Source organism: Rhodococcus parequi (assembly GCF_046042785.1).
Taxonomy (GTDB): Bacteria; Actinomycetota; Actinomycetes; order Mycobacteriales; family Mycobacteriaceae; genus Prescottella; species Prescottella parequi.
This window is the reverse complement of record NZ_JBDLNV010000001.1, coordinates 208,615-230,163: the sequence shown is the minus strand read 5'-3', so window position 1 is coordinate 230,163 and position 21,549 is coordinate 208,615. Positions and strand designations below refer to the sequence as shown.

The 21,549-nt window shown below is 69.3% G+C and carries 21 protein-coding genes; 15 read left to right on the top strand and 6 right to left on the bottom strand.

Going from position 1 to position 21,549, the window contains the following annotated elements; genetic code table 11:
- Position 1: 1 nt before the first annotated feature.
- Positions 2–823, top strand: coding sequence for a DUF1542 domain-containing protein (locus ABEU20_RS01050; protein WP_420162550.1), 822 nt, complete (start codon positions 2–4; stop codon positions 821–823).
- On the opposite strand, the gene ABEU20_RS01045 is transcribed toward ABEU20_RS01050, so the two are convergent.
- From ABEU20_RS01045 to ABEU20_RS01035, 3 genes are all read right to left on the bottom strand, one after another.
- Complete coding sequence (locus tag ABEU20_RS01045; protein WP_420162549.1) at positions 820–1,617, bottom strand: Fpg/Nei family DNA glycosylase; 798 nt, start codon at positions 1,615–1,617, stop codon at positions 820–822. The genes ABEU20_RS01050 and ABEU20_RS01045 overlap by 4 nt on opposite strands.
- A 19-nt stretch (positions 1,618–1,636) precedes the next feature.
- Positions 1,637–2,119, bottom strand: coding sequence for a ribose-5-phosphate isomerase (locus ABEU20_RS01040; RefSeq protein WP_031936551.1), 483 nt, complete (start codon positions 2,117–2,119; stop codon positions 1,637–1,639).
- A 78-nt stretch (positions 2,120–2,197) separates the two neighbouring features.
- Positions 2,198–2,839: a mycothiol-dependent nitroreductase Rv2466c family protein gene (locus ABEU20_RS01035; RefSeq protein ID WP_420163115.1), complete on the bottom strand. Its 642-nt coding sequence runs from the start codon at positions 2,837–2,839 to the stop codon at positions 2,198–2,200.
- 120 nt (positions 2,840–2,959) lie between these two features.
- On the opposite strand from ABEU20_RS01035, the gene ABEU20_RS01030 reads away from it, so the two are divergent.
- Positions 2,960–4,240 carry an NAD(P)/FAD-dependent oxidoreductase gene (locus ABEU20_RS01030; protein WP_420162548.1) on the top strand — a complete coding sequence of 427 codons (1,281 nt, stop codon included), beginning with the start codon at positions 2,960–2,962 and terminating at the stop codon, positions 4,238–4,240.
- Between the two features lie 131 nt (positions 4,241–4,371).
- Positions 4,372–6,957 (top strand): aminopeptidase N, encoded by a 2,586-nt coding sequence (gene pepN / locus ABEU20_RS01025; RefSeq protein WP_420162547.1) that lies wholly within the window; start codon positions 4,372–4,374, stop codon positions 6,955–6,957.
- Between the two features lie 73 nt (positions 6,958–7,030).
- On the opposite strand, the gene ABEU20_RS01020 is transcribed toward pepN, so the two are convergent.
- The 3 genes from ABEU20_RS01020 to ABEU20_RS01010 form a co-directional block, all read right to left on the bottom strand.
- On the bottom strand, positions 7,031–7,507 hold the full coding sequence (locus ABEU20_RS01020; RefSeq protein WP_420162546.1) for a DUF5130 domain-containing protein: 477 nt from the start codon (positions 7,505–7,507) through the stop codon (positions 7,031–7,033).
- Complete coding sequence (ctaJ, locus tag ABEU20_RS01015; RefSeq protein ID WP_225021625.1) at positions 7,494–7,742, bottom strand: aa3-type cytochrome oxidase subunit CtaJ; 249 nt, start codon at positions 7,740–7,742, stop codon at positions 7,494–7,496. The genes ABEU20_RS01020 and ctaJ overlap by 14 nt, the downstream gene beginning before the upstream one ends.
- Before the next feature lie 61 nt (positions 7,743–7,803).
- The gene (locus tag ABEU20_RS01010; protein WP_420162545.1) at positions 7,804–8,469 is read right to left on the bottom strand and encodes an HNH endonuclease; all 666 of its coding nucleotides are present in this window, start codon (positions 8,467–8,469) and stop codon (positions 7,804–7,806) included.
- A 154-nt stretch (positions 8,470–8,623) separates the two neighbouring features.
- Between ABEU20_RS01010 and ABEU20_RS01005 the strand changes: the two genes are divergently transcribed.
- From ABEU20_RS01005 to ABEU20_RS00950, 12 genes are all read left to right on the top strand, one after another.
- Positions 8,624–9,043 carry a globin gene (locus ABEU20_RS01005; protein ID WP_420162544.1) on the top strand — a complete coding sequence of 140 codons (420 nt, stop codon included), beginning with the start codon at positions 8,624–8,626 and terminating at the stop codon, positions 9,041–9,043.
- 61 nt (positions 9,044–9,104) lie between these two features.
- Positions 9,105–10,709, top strand: coding sequence for a glycoside hydrolase family 13 protein (locus ABEU20_RS01000; protein ID WP_420162543.1), 1,605 nt, complete (start codon positions 9,105–9,107; stop codon positions 10,707–10,709).
- Between the two features lie 134 nt (positions 10,710–10,843).
- The gene (locus ABEU20_RS00995) at positions 10,844–12,535 is read left to right on the top strand and encodes an FAD-binding protein (protein WP_420162542.1); all 1,692 of its coding nucleotides are present in this window, start codon (positions 10,844–10,846) and stop codon (positions 12,533–12,535) included.
- A gap of 28 nt (positions 12,536–12,563) precedes the next feature.
- Positions 12,564–13,337, top strand: coding sequence for a glucose 1-dehydrogenase (locus ABEU20_RS00990; RefSeq protein ID WP_420162541.1), 774 nt, complete (start codon positions 12,564–12,566; stop codon positions 13,335–13,337).
- A 6-nt stretch (positions 13,338–13,343) separates the two neighbouring features.
- Positions 13,344–14,480 carry an esterase-like activity of phytase family protein gene (locus ABEU20_RS00985; protein ID WP_420162540.1) on the top strand — a complete coding sequence of 379 codons (1,137 nt, stop codon included), beginning with the start codon at positions 13,344–13,346 and terminating at the stop codon, positions 14,478–14,480.
- 92 nt (positions 14,481–14,572) lie between these two features.
- Positions 14,573–15,286, top strand: coding sequence for an IclR family transcriptional regulator (locus ABEU20_RS00980; RefSeq protein WP_420162539.1), 714 nt, complete (start codon positions 14,573–14,575; stop codon positions 15,284–15,286).
- Positions 15,287–15,514: 228 nt separating this feature from the next.
- Entirely contained in the window at positions 15,515–17,239 is a 1,725-nt protein-coding gene (gene mhpA, locus ABEU20_RS00975) for a bifunctional 3-(3-hydroxy-phenyl)propionate/3-hydroxycinnamic acid hydroxylase MhpA (RefSeq protein WP_420162538.1), read from the top strand.
- Positions 17,240–17,250: 11 nt separating this feature from the next.
- The gene (locus ABEU20_RS00970; RefSeq protein WP_420162537.1) at positions 17,251–18,114 is read left to right on the top strand and encodes an alpha/beta fold hydrolase; all 864 of its coding nucleotides are present in this window, start codon (positions 17,251–17,253) and stop codon (positions 18,112–18,114) included.
- 16 nt (positions 18,115–18,130) lie between these two features.
- Complete coding sequence (locus ABEU20_RS00965; RefSeq protein WP_420162536.1) at positions 18,131–19,090, top strand: 3-carboxyethylcatechol 2,3-dioxygenase; 960 nt, start codon at positions 18,131–18,133, stop codon at positions 19,088–19,090.
- Positions 19,091–19,121: 31 nt separating this feature from the next.
- Positions 19,122–20,354, top strand: coding sequence for a cytochrome P450 (locus tag ABEU20_RS00960; protein ID WP_420162535.1), 1,233 nt, complete (start codon positions 19,122–19,124; stop codon positions 20,352–20,354).
- 2 nt (positions 20,355–20,356) lie between these two features.
- Positions 20,357–20,938 carry a TetR/AcrR family transcriptional regulator gene (locus tag ABEU20_RS00955; RefSeq protein WP_420162534.1) on the top strand — a complete coding sequence of 194 codons (582 nt, stop codon included), beginning with the start codon at positions 20,357–20,359 and terminating at the stop codon, positions 20,936–20,938.
- Between the two features lie 84 nt (positions 20,939–21,022).
- A complete protein-coding gene (locus tag ABEU20_RS00950) occupies positions 21,023–21,544 on the top strand; it encodes an FAS1-like dehydratase domain-containing protein (RefSeq protein WP_420162533.1) in 522 nt (173 codons plus the stop codon).
- Positions 21,545–21,549: the final 5 nt, after the last annotated feature.

Sequence of the window (21,549 nt, the reverse complement as noted above, 5' to 3'; positions counted from 1 at the left end):
CGTGGAACTCCTTCTCATCGTCGCCGTACTCGGCGCCGTCGTATTTCTGGTCATGAAGAGCCAGAACAAGAACAAGGGCCACTCGGCGAACCAACTCGAAGACGCCAAGGCGGATGCACGCCAGGCGATCGAGCGGTTGGGTGGCCAGGTCTACAACCTCGTCGGCAGCGACGAGGCCTCCAAGCAGGCGCTCGCCGACGCGTCCGAGCGCTACACCGCCGCCGGCTCCCAGATCGAGCAGGCCACCACCCCGGTGCAGGCGCGTCTCGCGAAGCAGACCGCGCTCGAGGGCCTGTACTACATCCGCGCCGCGCGCACGGCGATGGGCATGGACCCGGGTCCCGAGGTGCCGAGCATCGACGGCCAGAAGGCGGCCGGTTCGGTCACCGAGGACCGCGAGGTGGAGTTCGAGGGCCGTCAGGTGTCGGCCTCGCCGAACCCGTCCGCCCGCACGCCCAACTACTACCCGGGCGGTCGCGTCGCCGGACGTCCGGTTCCGGCGGGCTGGTACTCGGAGCCGTGGTGGAAGCCCGCGCTCGTCGCCGGCGCGTGGGGCATCGGTTCGATGTTCCTGTTCTCGGCGATGTTCTCGGGTATGGCTGGAGTGCCGTACGACGCGCAGGCGTTCGAGGACGGTGCCGGTGACGGCTCCGATGCCGGCGGCGACGCAGGCGGAGACGCTGGTGCCGACGGCGGCGACGGCGACTTCGGCGGCGGCGATACGGAGTTCGGCGCGGACGGTGGGGACTGGGGCGGCGACTTCGGTGGAGGAGATTTCGGCGGAGGCGACTTCGGCGGCGGAATGGACTTTGGCGACTTCTAGTCCGGCTGGCAGCCGGGGCACCAGAACAGGTTGCGCCCCTTCATGACAGCGTGAGCGATCGGCGTGCCGCAGACGCGGCACGCCGATCCTGCTCTGCGGTAGGTGTAGGTGCGCGGCCGATCCTTCGCGTACGCCGGGTCCCCGTGATCGTCTTCGGGCCGCACGACGTGCATCTTGCCGCGGCGCACCCCGATGTTCATGAGGTGGACGAGGTCGGCCCACATCGCGTCGAACTCGCCGCGGCCGACCTTCTTCCCGGGCCGGTCCGGATGGATGTTGTGCCGGAACAGGATCTCTGCGCGATAGACGTTGCCGACGCCGGCGAGCACCGCCTGATCCATGAGCAGCGCGCCGATCGGAGTCTGCGACTTCGAGATCCGCGCCCACGCGCGGTCGGGGTCGGCGTCCGTGCGGAGCGGATCCGGGCCGAGCCGGGCCTCGATCGCCGCGACCTGCGGCGGGTGCAGCACCTCACAGGCCGTCGGCCCCCGCAGATCGGCGCCGTACTCCGTCCCGACCATGCGCATCCGGACCTGGCCGACCGGCGCCTGCAGCGGCACCTCGGCCTCGGTGAACTTCCCGTAGAGGCCGAGGTGGACGTGCACCACCAGACCGTTCTCGTAGTGGTGCCACAGGTGCTTGCCCCACGCGTCGGAACGCACGAGGACGCGGCCGTCGATCAGGGCCGCGTCCTCGGCGAAACGTCCTTGCGGGCTGGACACCCGCACCGGCGATCCCGCGAACCGTCGTTGATGCAGACGCGCGAGACGGTGCAGGGTGTGTCCCTCGGGCAAGGTGGTCTACCGGTGTCCGTCAGGCCTCGGGAGCTGCGGGCACAGCGGGTGCGACGCCGGTCTTCTCGTACTCGGCGAGAATGTCGATGCGGCGCTGGTGACGCTCCTCGTCGGACCACTCGGTGGCCAGGAACGCGTCGACGATCGCGAGCGTCTCCTCGAGCGAGTGCATGCGGCCGCCGATGCCGATGAGCTGAGCATTGTTGTGCTGACGTGCGAGCTGCGCGGTCTCGACGCTCCACGCCAGCGCGCAACGGGCGCCGGGAACCTTGTTCGCGGCGATCTGCTCGCCGTTGCCGCTGCCGCCGAGGACGAGGCCGAGGCTGCCCGGGTCGGCGACGACGCGGCGCGCCGCCTCGATGCAGAACGCCGGGTAGTCGTCGACGGCGTCGTAGACGTGTGCACCGCAGTCGATGGCCTCGTGGCCGTTCGCGGTGAGGTGTTCGATGATCTGGTTCTTGCGTTCGAAGCCGGCGTGGTCGGCACCCAGGTATACGCGCATGGTCTTAATTCTGACAGGCCACATCGTCGCGGCGCCCCGCGGGGACGCCGCGACGGGTGTCGCGTGCGGCCGGAGACCTCAGTCGAACTGCGGGTCTTCCGTGCGGGTGCGCTTGAGCTCGAAGAAGTGCGGGTACGACGCCAGCGCGACGGTGCCGTCCCACACCCGGCCGGCGTCCTCGCCGCGCGGGATGCGGGACAGGACGGGGCCGAAGAACGCGGTGCCGTTGACGTGGATGGTCGGGGTGCCGACGTCGTCGCCGACCTTGTCCATGCCGGCGTGGTGGCTGCGGCGCAGTTCGGCGTCGTACTCGTCGGTGTCGGCGGCCGCGGCCAGCTCCGCCGGCAGGCCCAGTTCCGCGAGGGCCTCGACCACCACGTTCGTCAGGTCCTGATCGCCGCCGTTGTGGATGCGGGTGCCCATCGCGGTGTACAGCGGCAGCAGGATCTCGTCACCGCGCTGCTGCGCCGCGGCCATGAGGACCCGCACCGGGCCCCACGCCTGGGCCATCCGCTCGCGGTACTCCTCGGGCAGTTCCCGGCCCTCGTTGAGGACGGCGAGGCTCATGACGTGGAAGTTGGCCTCGATGTCGCGGACCCTCGTGACCTCGAGGATCCAGCGCGAGGTGATCCAGCACCAGGGGCACAGCGGATCGAACCAGAAATCGACGGTGTCCGTCGCGTCGTCGGCGCCGGGGGTGGTCTGTGCGCTCACTCGCATCTCCTTGTCCGGGGTGCGGCGACGTCCACGCAGCACCTCTCGGTTCAAGAGAACCACGACGACGCGTGAATGCTTCCCGAGCACGCCGAGACCCGGTTAGGGTCGGATGCGGACAGCGAAATGACAGATCCAGTCGCGACACTGGAACGGAGCATTCACGTGACTTCCCCCGAGCCATCGCAGCGCACCTTCGTCATCGTCGGCGGCGGCCTCGCCGGTGCCAAGCTCGCAGAATCCTTGAGAGCCAGGGATTTCGACGGCACCGTCGTGCTCCTGAGCGCCGAGGACCATCTGCCGTACGAGCGACCACCGCTCTCCAAGGAACACGTCGCGGGCAAGAAGGCCCTGCCGGACTTCACGGTGCAGAACGGCGACTGGTACCGCGACCATCACGTGGATCTGCGCCTGGGCACCAGCGCGGAGGCGATCGACCGCGACAATCGACGCGTCGTGCTGCCCGACGGTTCCACGCTCGGCTACGACAAACTCGCGCTCGCGACCGGATCCCGCTCCCGCCGCCCACCGATCCCCGGCGCGGACGCCACCGGGGTGCACTACCTGCGCACGATCGACGAGTCGGACGCGTTGATCGCCGCGTTGACCCCGGGATCGCGCCTGGTGATCGTGGGCGCCGGGTGGATCGGGCTCGAAATCGCCTCGGGCGCTCGGGGCAAGGACGTGGCGGTGACGATCGTCGAGGCGGCAGAGCTGCCACTGCTCGCGGCCCTCGGCCGGGAGATGGGCGCGGTGTTCGCGGACCTGCATCGCGAACACGGCGTCGATTTCCGGTTCGGCACGAAGGTCGAGGAGATCACGGTCTCGGACGGTCACGCCGACGGTGTGCGCCTGGGCGACGGGACCGTGCTGCCCGCCGACGCGGTGCTGGTGGCGGTGGGCGCGCAGCCCAACATCGAGATCGCCGAGGCCGCGGGGCTTTCCGTGGACGGCGGTGTACTGGTGGACGGCACCCTGACGACCAGTGATCCGCACATCGTCGCGGTCGGCGACATCGCAGCGCAACAGCATCCGCTGCTGGCCGCGCGGATTCGCGTCGAACACTGGGCGAACGCCCTCAACCAGCCCGCGATCGCAGCCGCGACGATGCTTGGTCATCCCGTCGAATTCACGAATCTGCCCTACTTCTTCACCGATCAGTACGACCTCGGGATGGAGTACGTGGGTTGGGCGCCCGAGTACTCGAAGGTGGTCACCCGCGGCGACGTCGGCGGCCGCGAGTTCCTGGCGTTCTGGCTCGACGAGGAGAACCGCGTCCTCGCGGGGATGAACGTCAACATCTGGGACGTCACCGACGACATCAAGGCACTGGTCGCCTTCTCCGGCCCGGTCGACCCGGATCGCCTCGCCGACCCCGCCGTTCCCCTCCCCGATCTCCTCCCCTGACCCTCGCGTTTTGCGCACTTGTCGCGCGCCGCGGCCCCACACCACCGCGACAAGTGCGCAAATCGCGAGAGAGGTGGAATGCGTGATGGGATAGCAGGAAGTGTTCGTCCACCCGTGATGAGGAGTTCTCCGTGGCCCCACCGAATCTGACCCGCACTCAGGCCGCCGAACGGTCGGCGGCGGTCGCGGTCGACAACTACCGCATCGACCTCGATCTCACGGACGGCTCCGGGCGTCCGGGCGAGACCACCTTCCGGTCCCGGACCACCGTGACGTTCCGGGCCACGGCGGGGGCGTCCACGTTCATCGACATCATCGCCGCCACAGTGCATTCCGCGGTCCTCAACGGCACACCGATCGACGTGTCGTCGTACGACGAGTCCACCGGCATCGCGCTCGACGGCCTGGCCGAGGCGAACGAGCTGGTGGTCGACGCGGACTGCATGTACACCAATACCGGTGAGGGCCTGCACCGGTTCGTCGACCCGACGGACGACGCGGTGTACCTGTACTCCCAGTTCGAGACGGCGGACGCCAAGCGAATGTTCGCCTGTTTCGATCAGCCGGACCTCAAAGCCACCTTCGACATCTCGGTCACCGCGCCCGAGGACTGGGCGGTCGTCTCGAACGCCGAGACCGTGCAGACGCTGGCGGCCACCCCGGGACGGCACGTCTTCCGGACGACGCCGCGCATGAGCACGTATCTGGTGGCGCTGATCGCCGGACCGTACGCGCAGTGGACCGACTTCTACACCGACGAGCACGGCACCATCCCGCTCGGCATCTACTGCCGCGCCTCACTCGCCCCGCACATGGACGCCGACCGCTTGTTCACCGAGACCAAGCAGGGATTCGGCTTCTATCACCGCAACTTCGGGATGCCGTACGCGTTCGGAAAGTACGACCAGCTGTTCGTGCCGGAGTTCAACGCGGGCGCGATGGAGAACGCGGGCGCGGTGACGTTCCTCGAGGACTACGTGTTCCGGTCCAAGGTGACCCGCTACTCGTACGAGCGTCGCGCCGAGACGGTGCTGCACGAGATGGCGCACATGTGGTTCGGCGACCTCGTCACGATGCGGTGGTGGGACGATCTGTGGCTCAACGAGTCGTTCGCGACGTTCGCGTCGGTGCTCTGCCAGAGCGAGGCCACCGAGTACACCAACGCGTGGACGACGTTCGCGAACGTCGAGAAGTCGTGGGCGTACCGACAGGACCAGTTGCCGTCGACGCATCCGATCGCCGCCGACATCCCCGACCTGGCCGCGGTCGAGGTCAACTTCGACGGCATCACGTACGCCAAGGGCGCGAGCGTGCTCAAGCAGCTCGTCGCGTACGTGGGCCAGGAGCCGTTCATGGCGGGCCTGCGCGACTATTTCGCCGAGCATGCGTTCGGCAACGCCACGTTCGACGACCTGCTGCGGGCGCTGGAGAAGGCGTCCGGCCGCGACCTGTCGAGCTGGGGCGCGCAGTGGCTCAAGACCACCGGCCTGAACATCCTGCGCCCGGATTTCCAGATCGAGCCCGACGGCACCTTCCGGAACTTCGCCGTGCTGCAGGACGGCGCCGAGCCGGGTGCCGGCGAGACCCGCGTACACCGGCTCGCGGTCGGCGTCTACGACGACGACCCGGCCACCGGCAAGCTCGTCCGCACGCACCGCGTCGAGCTGGACATCGAGGGCGCGAGCACCGACGTCCCCGAACTTGTCGGCGTGCCGCGCGGCAAGCTCATCCTCGTCAACGACGACGACCTCACCTACTGCTCGCTGCGCCTGGATCGGGATTCGCTCGACACCCTCGTCGGCCGCATCGGCGACATCGCCGAACCGCTCCCTCGCACCCTGGCGTGGTCGGCGGCGTGGGAGATGACCCGCCAGGCCGAGATGCGGGCCCGCGACTTCGTCAGCCTCGTGCAGCGCGGCATCGGCGCCGAAACGGAGGTGGGCGTCGTGCAGCGACTGCTGCTCCAGGCGCAGACGGCGCTGTCCGCGTACGCGGAGCCCGGCTGGGCCGACGCGTTCGGCTGGCCCGCGTTCGCGGACCGGCTGCTCGAGCTGGCTCGCGAGGCCGAGGGCGGCTCCGATCACCAGTTGGCGTTCGTCAACGCGCTGACCGGCTCCCAGCTGTCGGCCTGGCACACCGAGATCCTGCAGGAACTGCTCGACACCACCGATCCGGCGACCGTGGGCCTGGCCGGTCTGGTGGTCGACACCGATTTGCGCTGGCGGCTCGTGCACGCACTCGCCGCGGCCGGCGAGATCGACGCCGACGGCCCCGCGACGCCCGTCATCGACGCCGAGGCCCAGCGGGATCCGACCGCGGCGGGCGCGCGTCAGGCGGCGTCCGCGGCCGCGGCCCGCCCGCAGGCTGCCGTCAAGGAGCAGGCGTGGACGACGGTGACGGGCGACGACACCGTCCCCAACATCACCGCGCGCGCGGTGATCGGCGGCATCGTGGCGCCCGGACAGTCGCAGCTGCTCGAGCCGTACGTGGCGCGCTACTTCGCCGAGATCCCGGCGGTGTGGGAGCGGCGGTCGAGCGAGGTGGCGCAGACCGTCGTCGTCGGGCTGTACCCGTCGTGGTCGATCACCGAGCAGTCGGTGGCCGCCGCGGACGCGTTCCTGGCGGGCGAGCATCCGCCGGCGCTGCGTCGCCTGGTCGTCGAGGGCTGCGCCGGGATCGTCCGGTCGCTGAAGGCCCGTGCTTTCGACGCCACCTGAGAAGGTCTGCAAACGCCGGTGACCCGGTGCCGTGCGGCACCGGGTCACCGGGGGTGGAGCGTGAGTGCAGGGACTACTTGGCGGCGATCGCCGCGCTCATCACCCGCAGCGCGGAGACGAGACCGTCGACGAGGTCGCCCTCGCCGAAGGACGCGAGCGCGGCGGTGACGCCGAGCTGGGCGACCCGGTCCGTGACCCGGTTCTGCACGGCCCGGCCGCCGCGGATCTCGATCGTCCGCTGGTTGGGCGAGACCGCGATGAGGACCGAACGCTCGGCCTCGGGGGTGTGCGGGAAGACCGCGTCGGCGCCGATGGCGGGGTTCTCGCCGAGGTCGCCGACGTAGATGTTGAATCGCACCTTGGTGGAGCGGGTCGCATCCGTGAGCGCGTCGTCGAGGCGCACCAACTGGTCGGTCGTGAAGGGCAGAAGGTCGTCGAACGCCTCGCCGATGCGGTGCACGCCGGAGAGGCGTCCGCTGGTCGTCACTACGGTGCCGACCGGCAGATCTGCCGGGGCCACCGAGGTCTGGATAACGTCACCACTTGCCACTTGCCGAACCTCCGATCACGTCTGCACCCGCGGCGTGCGCCGCGTGATGACCGTGCGTGGTCACCTCGTCGACGGCGCTCCACAGGACCGGCTGATGGGTCCAGCGCTCGCCGAGGCGGTACTCGGTCGGCACGAAGCCGGGCGACTTCTTGGTCATGAAGGACAGACCCGCGACGATCGCGATCACCAGGACGGGTATCCCTACGAATATCAGCACTGTCTCGAGAATGCTCACGACGCAAACCGTAGCCGAGTCCTGCCGAAATGGAAGCGTCGGGGCCGAATCGAGTCCCGGCTCAGGCGGCGCCCTCGCCGAGATACGGTAGCCACGTCGGATGCAGCTCGGTGGTGCTGGACAGCAGCCTCCAGTGCGGACCCGACGGGGGCACGAGCGCTGTGCGGAGCGTCCACCCCAGTTCCGCGAGCAGTCTGTCCGCTTTGCGGTGATTGCACGGCGCGCAGCACGCGACGCAGTTCTCCCACGAATGGCCGCCGCCGCGACTGCGCGGCACGACGTGATCGATCGTCTCTGCCTTGTCGCCGCAGTATCCGCAGCGGAAGCGGTCGCGGTGCATGAGCGCCGCCCGGGTCATCGGAACCCGGGAGCGATACGGCACCCGGACGTAGTTGCGGAGGCGGATCACCGACGGCACCTGCAGAGAGGATCCCTCGGAGTGGATCACCGGACCGTGCGGATCCTCGTGGACGGCGTCGGCCTTGTCGCAGACCATCAGTACGACGGCTCGGCGTGCGGGCAACGCGGTCAGTGGTTCGAATGTGGCATTGAGCAGCAGCACGCGGCGCTTGTTCCAGCCCGGCTGCGGGCTCCGGCCCGGCAGAACGAGCCCGGACACGCCGGGCTCGGGAATGACATGCAGCGGAAAAGCCCCCGACGTGCGATTACCCCGCACATCAGTGGGCACGAGTTGTCGATGCGCTCGCGCGCCCTGTCGGTGTGCCATGCGACCTCCGCGAAGACTGACCCAAGTTGACCACGGATGATGCGGTCACGCACACCCATTTCCGTGAAAAAGTTGCTGCACGATCGGTGAACGCGGGGTGCCGGGCACCACACCGCGACCGGGCTCGGGCACCTTCACTGCGAGAACGGGCACAATGGGACACGCCATGACTGACACGAACCCCACGACGCAGCAGACCTTCTACGACGCGGTCGGCGGAGCCGAGACGTTCCGCAAGCTCACCGCCCGGTTCTACGAGGAGGTGGCGAAGGACGAGATCGTCCGGCCGCTGTACCCCGAGGAGGACCTCGGGCCGGCGGAGCGCCGTATGCGCATGTTCCTCGAGCAGTACTGGGGCGGCCCGCGCACGTACTCGGAGGAGCGCGGGCACCCGCGCCTGCGGATGCGGCACAACCCGTTCAAGATCGGCCCGATCGAGCGGGACGCCTGGCTGCGCTGCATGCACGTCGCGATCGCGTCCATCGACGAGCAGACTCTCGACGAACCCCATCGCCGCGCTCTCGTCGACTACATGGAGATGGCGGCGGCATCGATGGTGAACTCGCCGATCTAGGACGGCGACACAAGCGCATACGCGCGCTCCCGACGCCACCGATGCGGCACTATGAATCACTGTGACCACCGGTGAGGATCAGTCCGCCGCACACGAACCGGCCGATTCGCGTTCCTGGTGGACGAATGCCGTCTTCTACCAGGTCTATCCGAGGTCCTTCTCCGATTCCAACGGTGACGGCGTCGGCGATCTGGGTGGTGTGATCGACCGCCTGGGTTACCTCGAACTGCTCGGGGTGGACGCGATCTGGCTCAGCCCGGTGATGCGTTCCCCGATGGCCGACCACGGCTACGACGTCTCCGACCCGCGGGACATCGATCCACTGTTCGGCGACCTCGCGACGATGGACACGTTGATCACCGAGGCGCACGCTCGCGGTATCCGGGTCACGATGGATCTGGTCCCGAACCACACGAGCGATCAGCACCCGTGGTTCCGGGAGGCGCTCGCCGCCGGCCCCGGCAGCCGCGCCCGCGAGCGTTATCTCTTCCGGGACGGCCGCGGGCCGGGCGGCACGGAGCCACCGAACAACTGGCCGAGTGTGTTCGGAGGCCCGGCCTGGACGCGGGTGACGGAACCCGACGGCTCCCCCGGCCAGTGGTACCTGCACATCTTCGCCGCCGAGCAACCCGACCTGAACTGGGACGACCCCGAGGTGTTCGACGACCTCGAGCAGACGCTGCGATTCTGGCTGCACCGCGGCGTCGACGGCTTCCGGATCGACGTCGCGCACGGTATGGCGAAGCCGGAGGGCCTGCCCGACCACCATTGGGACACCAACGCGCTGCTGCGCAACGAGGACGACGACCCGCGGTTCGACAATCCGGCGGTGCACGAGATCCACCGCGGCATCCGCCGGGTCGTGAACGAGTACCCGCACGCGATGTCGGTCGGCGAGATCTGGGTGCGCGACAACGCACGGTTCGGCGAGTACATCCGTCCGGACGAGCTCCACCTCGGCTTCAACTTCCGCCTCGCCGAGACACCGTTCGAGGCCGACGCGGTGCGGGCCGCGATCGAGAATTCGCTCGACGCCGTCGCCCGAGTCGGTGGGACGCCCACGTGGACGCTGTCGAATCACGACGTCGAGCGTGAGGTCACCCGATACGGCGAAGGCGGCCGAGGGACTGCCCGTGCACGCGCCATGGCGCTCGTCGAACTCGCGCTACCTGGGGCGGCGTTCGTCTACAACGGCGCCGAACTGGGCCTGCCGAACGTCGCCCTTCCCGATACTGCTCTGCAGGACCCGGTGTGGGAACGGTCGGGGCATACCGAACGCGGCCGGGACGGGTGCCGGGTACCGCTGCCGTGGGAGGGGACACGACCGCCGTTCGGATTCTCGACGGAACCCGACACGTGGTTGCCGATCCCGGCGAACTGGGCACACCTGACCGTCGAATCACAGCTCGAGGACGTCGGTTCGACGCTGTCGCTGTACCGCGCAGCCCTCGAGCTGCGGACCACTCTCCAGGAGTGCTCCGGCGACGAAATCGATTGGTACGGAAGCCCTCCGGGATGCTTCGCCTTCCGTCGCCGGGGCGGGCTCATCTGCGTCCTCAACGCGACCGACGGCTCGATCCAGCTGCCGCCGGAGACCGTCGTGCTGTCGAGCCTGCCGCTCGCCGACGGACTGCTCCCCGCCGATTCGGCAGCCTGGCTGGTGTGACCGCCCGTCCTCCCGCCCAGCGGGAGAGACGATGTCGCCGCCCTTCACGCGCTTCCTAGGGTCATGGACGCGACGCGACCGGGCACACCTGCCTCGGGTCGTCGTCTCCCCCACGCACCCCGAGGAGTTCCGCGATGCCCGCGACCGAACCCAACCAGACCGAGCAGTCCGCCGAATCCCAGTGGGACCACGAGGTGGACCTGCTCGTCGTCGGCAGCGGTGCGGGTGGCTTCACTGCCGCTCTCGCCGGCGCGGCAGAGGGCCTGGAAACCCTGCTCATCGAGAAGGCCGACGTCTACGGCGGCGCCACCGCACTGTCCGGCGGCGGCGTGTGGGTACCGAACAATCCGCTGCTGGTCCGCGAGGGGCTGGGCGATTCCCGCGCGGACGTCCGCCGCTACCTCGATGCCATCCTCGGCGACCGGGTTCCGTCGGCCAACATCGACGCGTTCATCGACGAGGGCCCCACAACCCTGGTGTTCCTCGAGACGTCGAGCCCGCACATGCGATTCCAGTGGTGCACAGGCTATTCCGACTACCACCCCGAGCAGCCCGGCGGCCGCCCCGCCGGCCGGACCATCGAGCCGCTGCCGGTGGATCTGAAGAAGCTGGGCGCGGACGAGTCGCTGCTGCGCCCCGCGGCGCTGGCGACGCCTCCGGGATTGTTCATCACGTCCAAGGACTTCGTGCAGCTCAACATGGTGATGCGCACGTGGAAGGCCAAGTTCACGGCCCTCAAGACGGGGTTCAACGCCGTCAAGTCGATCCTGTTGCGCCGCCACATGGACACCCTCGGCCGCGCCCTGATCGCCCGGCTTCGACTGGCACTGAAGGATGCCGGCGTGCCGTTGTGGCTGAACACCCCGATGCAGTCCCTCGTCACCGACGAGTCGGGTGCCGTGATCGGCCTCGTCGCCGAGCGCGCCGGTCGCACCGTCCGGATCCGTGCACGACGTGGTGTTCTGCTCGCCACCGGCGGCTTCGAGTTCAACCAGGACATGCGCAAGCAGTATCTGCCCGAGGGCGGCCGCGACAACTTCAGTGCGGCGTCGAAGCACAACACCGGCGATGGCATCGTCGCGGGCCAGAACGTGGGCGCCGCAGTCGATCTCATGGACGACGCATGGTGGATGCCGTCGTTCCAGCGACCCGACGGCGTCGTTCAGGTGATGGTCGCCGAGCGCTCCGTTCCGCGCTCGATCATCGTCGATCAGCACGGCAAGCGGTTCACGAACGAGGCGGCGCCGTATGTGACGTTCGTGCACGACCAATTGGCCGGTGGTCACGAGCCCACATGGTTCGTGTTCGACGAGCGCGCGAAGAAGCGTTACCCGATCGGCGGCATCATGCCGGGCCAGAAGTTCCCCTCGGCGTGGATCGACGGCGGCCTGATCGTCGTCGCCGACACCATCGAGGAACTCGCCGGCAAAATCGACGTCCCGGCCGCCGGGCTCACCGAAACTCTCTCCCGCTTCAACGGATTCGCCCGAAACGGACGCGACGCCGACTTCCTTCGCGGTGAGAGCGCGTACGACAACTACTACGGCGACCCGAGCCTGCCGCACCCCACACTGGACGTGATCGACACCGCGCCGTACTACGCGCTGCGGATGCGCGCGGGCGACCTGGGCACCAAGGGCGGACTGGTGTACAACGAGAACGGTCAGGTCCTGCGCGCGGACGGCTCCGTGATCGACGGCCTCTACGCCACCGGCAACACGTCGGCGGCGGTCATGGGGAACGACTACGCAGGTGCGGGCGCCACCATCGGACCCGCGATGGTCTTCGGCTACATCGGCGCCCGCCACGCCGCCCGAGGCAAGTGACGATTCGAATCACTGGAAGGTGAGCCACATGAGTGAATCCGCAATGCTGTCCGACAAGGTCGTTCTCGTCACGGGCGGCGCCCGCGGCCTGGGTGCCGCGTTCGCGCGCCGCATCGTCGACGGCGGCGGCAAGGTGGTGATCGCCGACGTCCTGGACGACGACGGCCGCGCCACCGCCGCCGAATTGGGCGACGCCGCCCGCTACGTCCACCTCGACGTCACCGACGCCGACGCGTGGCGGTCGGCGGTGGAGTTCGCGGTCGCCGAGTTCGGTGCTCTGACGGGCCTGGTGAACAACGCCGGCGTATCGACCGGCCAGTACATCGAGCACGAACCGGTCGAGCACTTCCGCCAGGTACTCGAGATCAATCTCGTCGGTGTCTTCAACGGCCTGCAGGCGGTCATCGCGCCGATGCGCGCCGCGGGCGGCGGGTCGATCGTGAACATCTCGTCCGCCGCCGGGCTGATGGGGCTCGCGCTCACCGCGGGCTACGGCGCCTCGAAGTGGGGCGTGCGCGGACTGACGAAGATCGCCGCCGTCGAACTCGGCACGGACCGGATCCGGGTCAACTCGGTCCACCCGGGCATGACCTACACCCCGATGACTGCGGGTGTCGGCATCCAGCAGGGCGAGGGCAACTACCCCAACACCCCGATGGGCCGGGTCGGCGAGGCGGACGAGATCGCCGGCGCGGTGACCTATCTGCTGTCGGATGCGGCGTCGTACGTCACGGGCGCCGAGATCGCGGTCGACGGTGGCTGGACCGCCGGGCCGACCGTGAAATACGTGATGGGACAGTAGGAAACGATGGCCACTGCGCAGCTGCTCACGGCCGGCGCGGTGGCACTCGCGGGACTGACCGGACTCCTCCCCGGCACCGGATCGCTCGGTGCCGGGTCAGTGGAGGTCGGCTCGCTCGCGAGTGCCACGCCCCCGCCCCGCGTCGACTACGTCAACGCGATCACCTTGCCCACCGATCTCGAATTCGGCGGATCCCGCGTGGGCGGGCTGTCGGGCATCGACTACGACCGAGCCTCGGGCGAGTTCGTCGCCATCAGCGACAATCGGGGCGAGCAGGGTCCGGTCCGCCTGTACACGCTCGGACTCCCGCTCGACAACGGCCGTCTCGCCACCGCACGCTTCGACGAGGTCGTGCACCTGCGGGACACCGACGACGCGCCGTATGCGCCGCGGACCGCTGACACCGAGTCCGTTCGATGGCTGCCGGGTCGTGCCGGCTACGTCTACACCAGCGAGGGCGAGGCCAAGGTCGCCCGGCCCGGCTTCATTCGTGAGGCCTCCCCCGACGGCGGCTTCGTCCGGGACGTGCCCTTGCCGGACCACTTCACGCCGCGCCTCGACCGGGACGGGGCACTGGTGTCGGGCATCCGCGACAACCTCGGCTTCGAGGCGATGACGTTGTCGCACGCCGGCTCCCGGGTGACGGCGGTGTCGGAGAACGCCCTGGCCCAGGACGGCCCGGCCGCGTCACTCGACGGGACGTCACCATCGCGACTGGTGATCCTCGACCGCGCGTCGGGCGCCGACCTCGGCGAGTACGTCTACCCGGTGGACCCGGTGCCGGCAGGTGGCCTGGCCCAGGCCACCGGTGTCGCCGAGATCCTCGCGGCCGACGACGACTCGTACCTCACGCTCGAGCGGACGATGATTCCCGGTCAGGGGTTCACCGGCAAGATCTACTGGACGACCACCGACGGCGCCGACGACGTCAGTGGCACGCCCGCGCTGACCGGCAGCGAGCGACCGATGCGCAAGGAACTCCTGTTCGACTTCGGCACGGTCACCCCGGACTCCGACTGCATCGAGGGCATCACGTGGGGGCCCCGACTGCCCGACGGATCGCGGTCGCTGGTCGTGGTCGCCGACGACAATTTCGGCCTCGCGGGACGCACCACCTTCCACCTGCTGTCGGTGTCGCGCTGACGTCACGTCGACCGGTTGCGGCGATCGTGCAGTCGATCGCCGCGACCCCACGCATGTGCACATTGCGCACACCGCGCGGCATAGGGTGAGTCGTGGCCACCTCCGATCCCCCACCGCAGACCACATCGACACCCACCCGCGCCGCCGGCACCCAGACGCTCGCGCGGGGGCTGGTCGCACTGGAGTTGGTCGCGAACTCCGCCGGCGGGCTGACCATCCAGGACGTCGCCGATCGGCTGGGCGTGCACCGCAGCATCGCAACCCGCCTGCTGGCCACCATCGCCGACCGCCGGCTCATCAGCCGCGGACCGGACGGCCGCTATCGTGCGGCCGGCGGACTGGCCGCCCTCGGCCGCGAGGTCTACTCCGGCCTGCGTGAAGTCGCGACGCCACTGATGCAGAACCTCGCGGACCGACTCGGTGCGAGTGTCGCGCTGTTCGTGGCCGAGGCCGAGGACGCCGTCGCCGTGGTCGTGACGGAGCCCGCGAACTCCACTGTGCGGGTTTCCTTCCGGCAGGGCGGCCGGCATCCCCTCGACCGTGGCGCAGCCGGATATGCGCTGCTCACCGCGCTCCCCCCGCGCCCCGGCGAGGATCCTCGCGTCACCGAAGGGCGCCGCACGGGTTACGTGATCAGCTTCGCTGAGGTCGAACCGGGCTACTGGGGGCTCGGCGTCCCCCTGTCGCACGTGGAGAACGAACCGGCAGCCTGCCTGACGATCATCAGCGCCTCGAAGGAACTCATCGAGGGCGCCGTCGACGCGACCCTCGACGCCGTCGCCCAGCTCCGCGAATACACCTCGTGATCTGACGTCAGCCTCGGGCACCGCGCCCGATTCCCGCACACGAAACCCGCACCGAGACCGCTCGGTGCGGGTTTCGTGCGTGTCGCCGCGGAACGGCCGGGCGTGCGCCACTTGCGGCGGGCGGCGTGCCCGTGTTCACATAGTGACTACGAACGTGCAACTAACGGTCATGGTCGCGCGCTCAGCGCACACACGACTCAGGGCCGGCGCAGCCGCAGTGAGGAACCCATGGACACCACCCACCACGACAGCGACGTGATCATCGTCGGCGCCGGGCCCGTCGGTCTGATGCTCGCGAACATCCTCGGCATGTACGGCCGGTCGGTCACCGTGCTCGAGGCCCTCGACGACCTCATCGACTACCCCCGTGGCGTCGGACTCGACGACGAGTCCTTCCGGACCATCCAGACCGTCGACCTGGTCGACACCGTGCGCCCGCACACCAATCCGCAGCACATCATGCGACTGGTCAACGGCGCCGGGAAGGTGATCCTGGTGAACAACCCGCAGACCGTCGAGTTCGGCTGGGAGCGCAAGCACGGATTCATCCAACCGGAAGTGGATCACGCACTGCACGAAGGGCTCTCGCGGTTCGATACCGTGCAGGTGCGGTTCGGCCACCACGTCGAGACGGTCGAGGAGGACGCCGACTCGGTCACGGCGACCGCCCGCGTCACCGGCCCCGACGGCACGGTCGAGGAGCACCGGTTCCGCGCCCGCTACCTGGTGGGTTGCGAGGGCGGAAAATCGCCGACCCGCAAGCGCCTGGGCGTCACCTTCGAGGGTGAATCCCCCTCGACGCGTTGGCTCGTCGTGGACGTGAACAACGATCCGCTCGGTACCCCGAACGTGTTCCTCGGCGCCGACCCCCGGCGCCCCTACGTCTCGATCGGTCTGCCGCACGCGGTGCGGCGCTGGGAGTTCATGCTTCGCGACGGCGAAACGGAGGAACAGGTCACCGACCCCGACTTCGTGAACCAGCTTCTCGCCGAGCATGTTCCGGATCCGTCGAAGCTCGAGTTCATTCGCCGACGGGTGTTCACCCATCACGGCCGGGTCGCGTCGAGCTTCCGCAAGGGACGTCAGATCGTCGCCGGCGACGCCGCGCACCTGATGCCGGTATGGATGGGCCAGGGCTGGAACTCCGGCATGCGCGACGCGACGAATCTCGGCTGGAAACTGACGACGGTGCTGTCCGGCCAGGCCGGCGACGCCCTGCTCGACACCTATACAGACGAGCGCAAGGACCACGCGCAGGCGATGGTCGACCTGTCGCTGACCTTCGGCAGATTCATCAAGATCACCAACCCGGCCGCCGCCGCGCTGCGCGACGCGGCATCGTCCGCGCTGAACCTCTTCCCCCAGGTCAAGAGTTATTTCGCGGACATGCGGTTCAAGCCGATGCCGCGCTACACCCGCGGGGTGCTCGCCGATCCCACGACGCAGGCGTCCGGCCGGGCCACGGCCCGCCTGACCAGCCGGCTGGTCCCGGTCCGAACCGCGAACAGCACGGTGTCCCCCGTGGGGGTGCAGTTCCCGCAGCCGCGGGTGACCACCCGGGGCGCCGCCGACATCCTGCTCGACGACGCGATCGGCAACTGGTGGTCGGTGCTGGTGTGGGGCAACAATCCCCGCGACCTGCTCCCCCAGGAGTCGCTCGACAAGCTCGACGCACTGGGCGCCCGGCTGGTCGCGATGGTTCCGGAGACCCAGCGCGAGTGGGCCGAGAAGTACATGGACGACGGCGTCGTCGTCCTCGGCGATCACACCGGCCGGCTGAAGAAGTGGTTCGACGACCGCCCCACGCCGATCGTCTTCCTGCGCCCGGACCGTTTCGTCGCCGGCGCCTGCCTGGCTCAGCACGCTCCCGCCACCCTGGACGCCATCCTGGCAGCGATGTCGTTCACCGGCCGCCCCGCGGCGGTCACCGCCCAGCCGTCGCTCGCCCACTGAAGGAGATCTCCATGTCCGTCCCGACCCCCGCCTACACGACCGACGCCTTCTTCGGCCTCGAGGACAGGTGGCTACCGACCGCCGAGGGCGAGCTGACCCACTACCACGACCTCGGCGAGGGCACCCCGATCCTGTTCCTCCACGGCTCCGGCACCGGTGTCACCGCCGCCGCCAACTGGTGGCTCAACCTCCCCGAGTTGAGCCGCCACGGCCGCTGCATCGCCATCGACTCGATCGGCTACGGACAGACCGTCGTCGCCGGCGGCACCGCGTACGGCATCAAGGAATGGGTCCGCCACGCCGTCCGCGTCCTCGACGCCCTCGGCATCGACAAGACCTGGATCGTCGGCAACTCCCTCGGCGGCTGGCTCGCCTTCCAGTTCGCGATCGACTACCCCCAGCGGCTACTCGGCATCGTCTCGATGGGCACCGGCGGCGCCACGCTCACCGGAGCACTTGCCGCGCACTCGAATCCGAACCTCACCGAAGACGGCATCCGCAAGACCCTCGAGATGTTCGTGGTCGACACGTCGCTGGTGACCGACGAACTGGTGTCGCTGCGCTACCAGTCGGCCCTCAACGACACGGCATCCGATCGGCTCGCCGACGTCGTCGCGGCCCGCGACCGGGACCGGCACGCGCTGCCGCTGGACTTCGACGTCCTCGCCCGCCTCGACGTCCCGGTGCTGCTGATCCACGGCGTCCAGGACGTCGTCATCCCCGTCTCGCGCACGTGGGATCTGCTGAACGTGATCCCACACGCCGACGCCCACATCTTCAGCCAGTGCGGCCACTGGTCACAGGTCGAGCGCGCATCCGAGTTCAACGAGGTCGTCGGCAGCTACCTGGCCCACCACGCCGACACCGAGCGCTGACGAAAGGAGAATCGTCATGACACAGGCCCTGCTGTGCATGTCCCACAGCCCGCTGCTCGACCACGCCGACCCGCCCGCCGACGTCGTGGCGTCGGTGCAGGGCGCGTTTGGGCACGCCCGCAACTTCGTCCGGCACTTCGATCCGGACCTGGTCGTGAACTTCGGCCCGGATCACTTCAACGGGTTCTTCTACGACCTGATGCCGCCGTTCTGCCTCGGTTACCGCGCGCACGGCACCGGCGACTACGACTCGTTCGCCGGTGACCTCGACGTCCCGGAGGACATCGCCGAGGACCTCGCGCAGTTCGTCATCGACCGCGGCATCGACCTGGCCATCTCCCGGCGCATGGAGGTCGACCACGGCGCCGTGCAGCCGATGGAGCTCCTGCACGACGGCGACGCCGCCGCCCGGCCGGTGCTGCCGATCTTCGTGAATTCCGTCGCCCGGCCGTTCGTCCCGATGTCCCGCGTGCGGGCGTTCGGACAGGCCGTCGGCGAGTACTTCCGCACCACCGACCGCCGCGTCCTGTTCCTCGGCTCCGGCGGCCTCTCCCACGATCCCCCGGTACCCCAGTACGCGACGGCCACCGACGCGCAGCGCGAGTTTCTCACCGCGGGAAGACATCCCACAGCGGAGGCGCGCGCAGCGCGCCAAGCGAACACGATCGCCACCGCGCGCCGGTTCGCGGCCGGCGAGGCCGACATCATGGACCTCAACCCCGACTGGGACCGCGCGTTCCTCGAGGTGTGCCGGTCCGGACGCGTCGAGGACTTCGACCGCTACACCGCCGACGACATGGACGCCGTCGCCGGACACTCCTCACACGAGGTCCGCACCTGGGTGGCCGCCTACTCGGCGCTGCACGCGTGCGGCGACTACGACGTGACCTACGAGTTCTACCGGCCGATCCGGGAGTACATCGCGGGCTTCGCGGTCACCACCGCGGTTCCGCGCCGACCCTCGCCCCGGGGTTGACAACTTCGGTGATCTGTCTCACAGTCGAGACATGACGACGACGATGTCAGGCAAGGCGTCCTACGTTCCCCGCTCCGGCGAGTCGTGGCGGGATCCGTGGGGCATGTACGCCGCGCTGCGCGATCACGACCCCGTGCACCACGTCGTGCCCGACGGTTCCCCCCAGGACGACTTCTGGGTACTCACCCGGCACGAGGACGTGTACACCGCGGCGCGCGATGCCGAGACGTTCTCGTCGGCCGAGGGCCTGACGATGACGTACGGCGAACTCGACAAGATCGGCCTGCGCGACAATCCACCGCTCGTCATGCTCGACCCGCCGGTGCACACGCAGTTCCGTCGCCTCGTCGCGCGCGGTTTCACACCGCGCCAGGTCGAGGCCGTCGAACCCGAGGTGCGCCGGTTCGTCGTCGAACGACTCGAGGGGCTGCGCGCCGCCGGCGAGGGCGACATCGTCACCGCTCTGTTCAAGCCGCTGCCGAGCATGGTCGTGGCCCACTATCTGGGTGTGCCGCCGGAGGACCGCGGCCGGTTCGACGGCTGGACCGACGCGATCGTCGCCGCGAACGCGACCGGCGATCCGCTCGCGGCCCAGACCGCAGTGGTCGAGCTCATGACGTACTTCGGTGGGCTGATCGAACGACGGAAAGCCGAGACCGAGTCCGGCAATGCCGGCGACGACACCATCTCGCACCTCGTCGCCGCGGGCATCGGCGCGGACGGCGACGTCTCCGGCCTGCTCTCGATCCTCGGGTTCGCGTTCACCATGGTGACGGGTGGCAACGACACGACCACCGGAATGCTCGGCGGTGCAGTGCAACTGCTGACACAGCGCCGCGATCAGCGGGACCTGCTGCTCGCCGACCCGGGACTGATTCCGGGGGCCATCGAGGAACTCCTGCGACTCACCTCGCCGGTGCAGGGCTTGGCACGGACCACCACGTGCGACGTCACGATCGACGACGTCACCATTCCCGCGGGTCGCAAGGTGCTGCTGGTGTACGGGTCCGCGAACCGCGATCCGCGCGCGTTCGGCGAGAACTCCGAGGAACTGGATGTGCGACGGAACCCGAAGCAGATCATGACGTTCAGCCACGGCAACCACCACTGCCTCGGCGCCGCGGCCGCACGCATGCAGGCCCGGGTCGCGCTCGAGGAACTGCTCGCCCGCTGCCCCGAGTTCGAGGTCGACATCGACGGCGTCGAGTACGCCGCCGGCAACTACGTCCGGCGTCCCACGCACGTCCCGTTCCGCGCCGGATGACCATGTCCACCAGCACATCCGGCTCCTGGCTCAGCGACGAACGCAGCGAGGCAGCCGCCGAGAGGATCCTCGACGCGGCCGCCGAACTGTTCGTCGTGCGCGGGGTCGCGTCGACCGGCATGGCCGACGTCGCGAAGGCGGCCGGATGCTCGCGCGCGACGCTGTACCGCTATTTCGACAACCGCCGCGCCCTGCACCGGGCGTTCGTGCACCGGGAGGCCCGTCGGCTCGGCGACCGCGTCGCGGCCGCCGTCGCTCCGATCACCGACCCCCGCGAGCGGGTGACCGAGGCGGTCCTGCTGGCGGTCCGTCAAGTGCGCTCGGCGCCCACGCTCGCCGCGTGGTTCGGTCTCGGCGACGCGGGCCTGGCGTCGGAGCTCGCGAGCACGTCGGAGGTGATCGAGGTGGTCGGCACCGCGTTCCTCGCCGACATCTGGCACGCCGACGACGTCGAGGTCTCCCGCCGCGCGCGATGGTCGGTGCGGGCGATCGTCTCGCTGCTCACCGTGCCGGGCGTCGACGACGCCGACGAGCGCGCGATGGTCGAACAGTTCCTGGTGCCGGTGCTGCTGCCACCCCCGTGAGGCCGAACACTGTAACGCTCCACCTCGCACCGGCGGATACACGAACGGAAAGTCGGTCGGGGACTCGAGGGAGCACACATGTCCATGGGCACACGGAACACCACCCGTCAGGGATCGATCACCGGGGTGATCCAGCCGGGTCTGGTGCTCCGGTCGTCGGACGTCTACGTCGTCGGACGGGAGAAGGTGCGCGAGTTCGCCCGCGGCATCCTCGCGATGGATCCGGCGCATCACGACGTCGACGCCGCCCGGCAGGCCGGGTACGCGGACATCGTCGCCCCGCCCACCTTCACCGCGGTGGTGACGGCGACGCTGATCCGGGACATGCTGACCGATCCGGACTCCGGGATCGACCTGAGCAGGCAGACGCCGATCCACGTGAACGAGAAGATCACCCTCGCAGCGCCGATCCTGGCCGGTGACGCCCTCACCGCAGCACTGGCCGTCACCGGCGTCAGCGAGCGGGGCGGCGCCGTCTTCCTCGACACCGAGACCACCCTGCGCACCGCGGCGGGCGAGCTGCGGTCGACGGTGCTGTCGTCGATCCTGCTCACCCCCAACAGCGAGCCGGTCAGCCCCGAACCGGAACTGGCCGCCGTCCGGTGATCCGG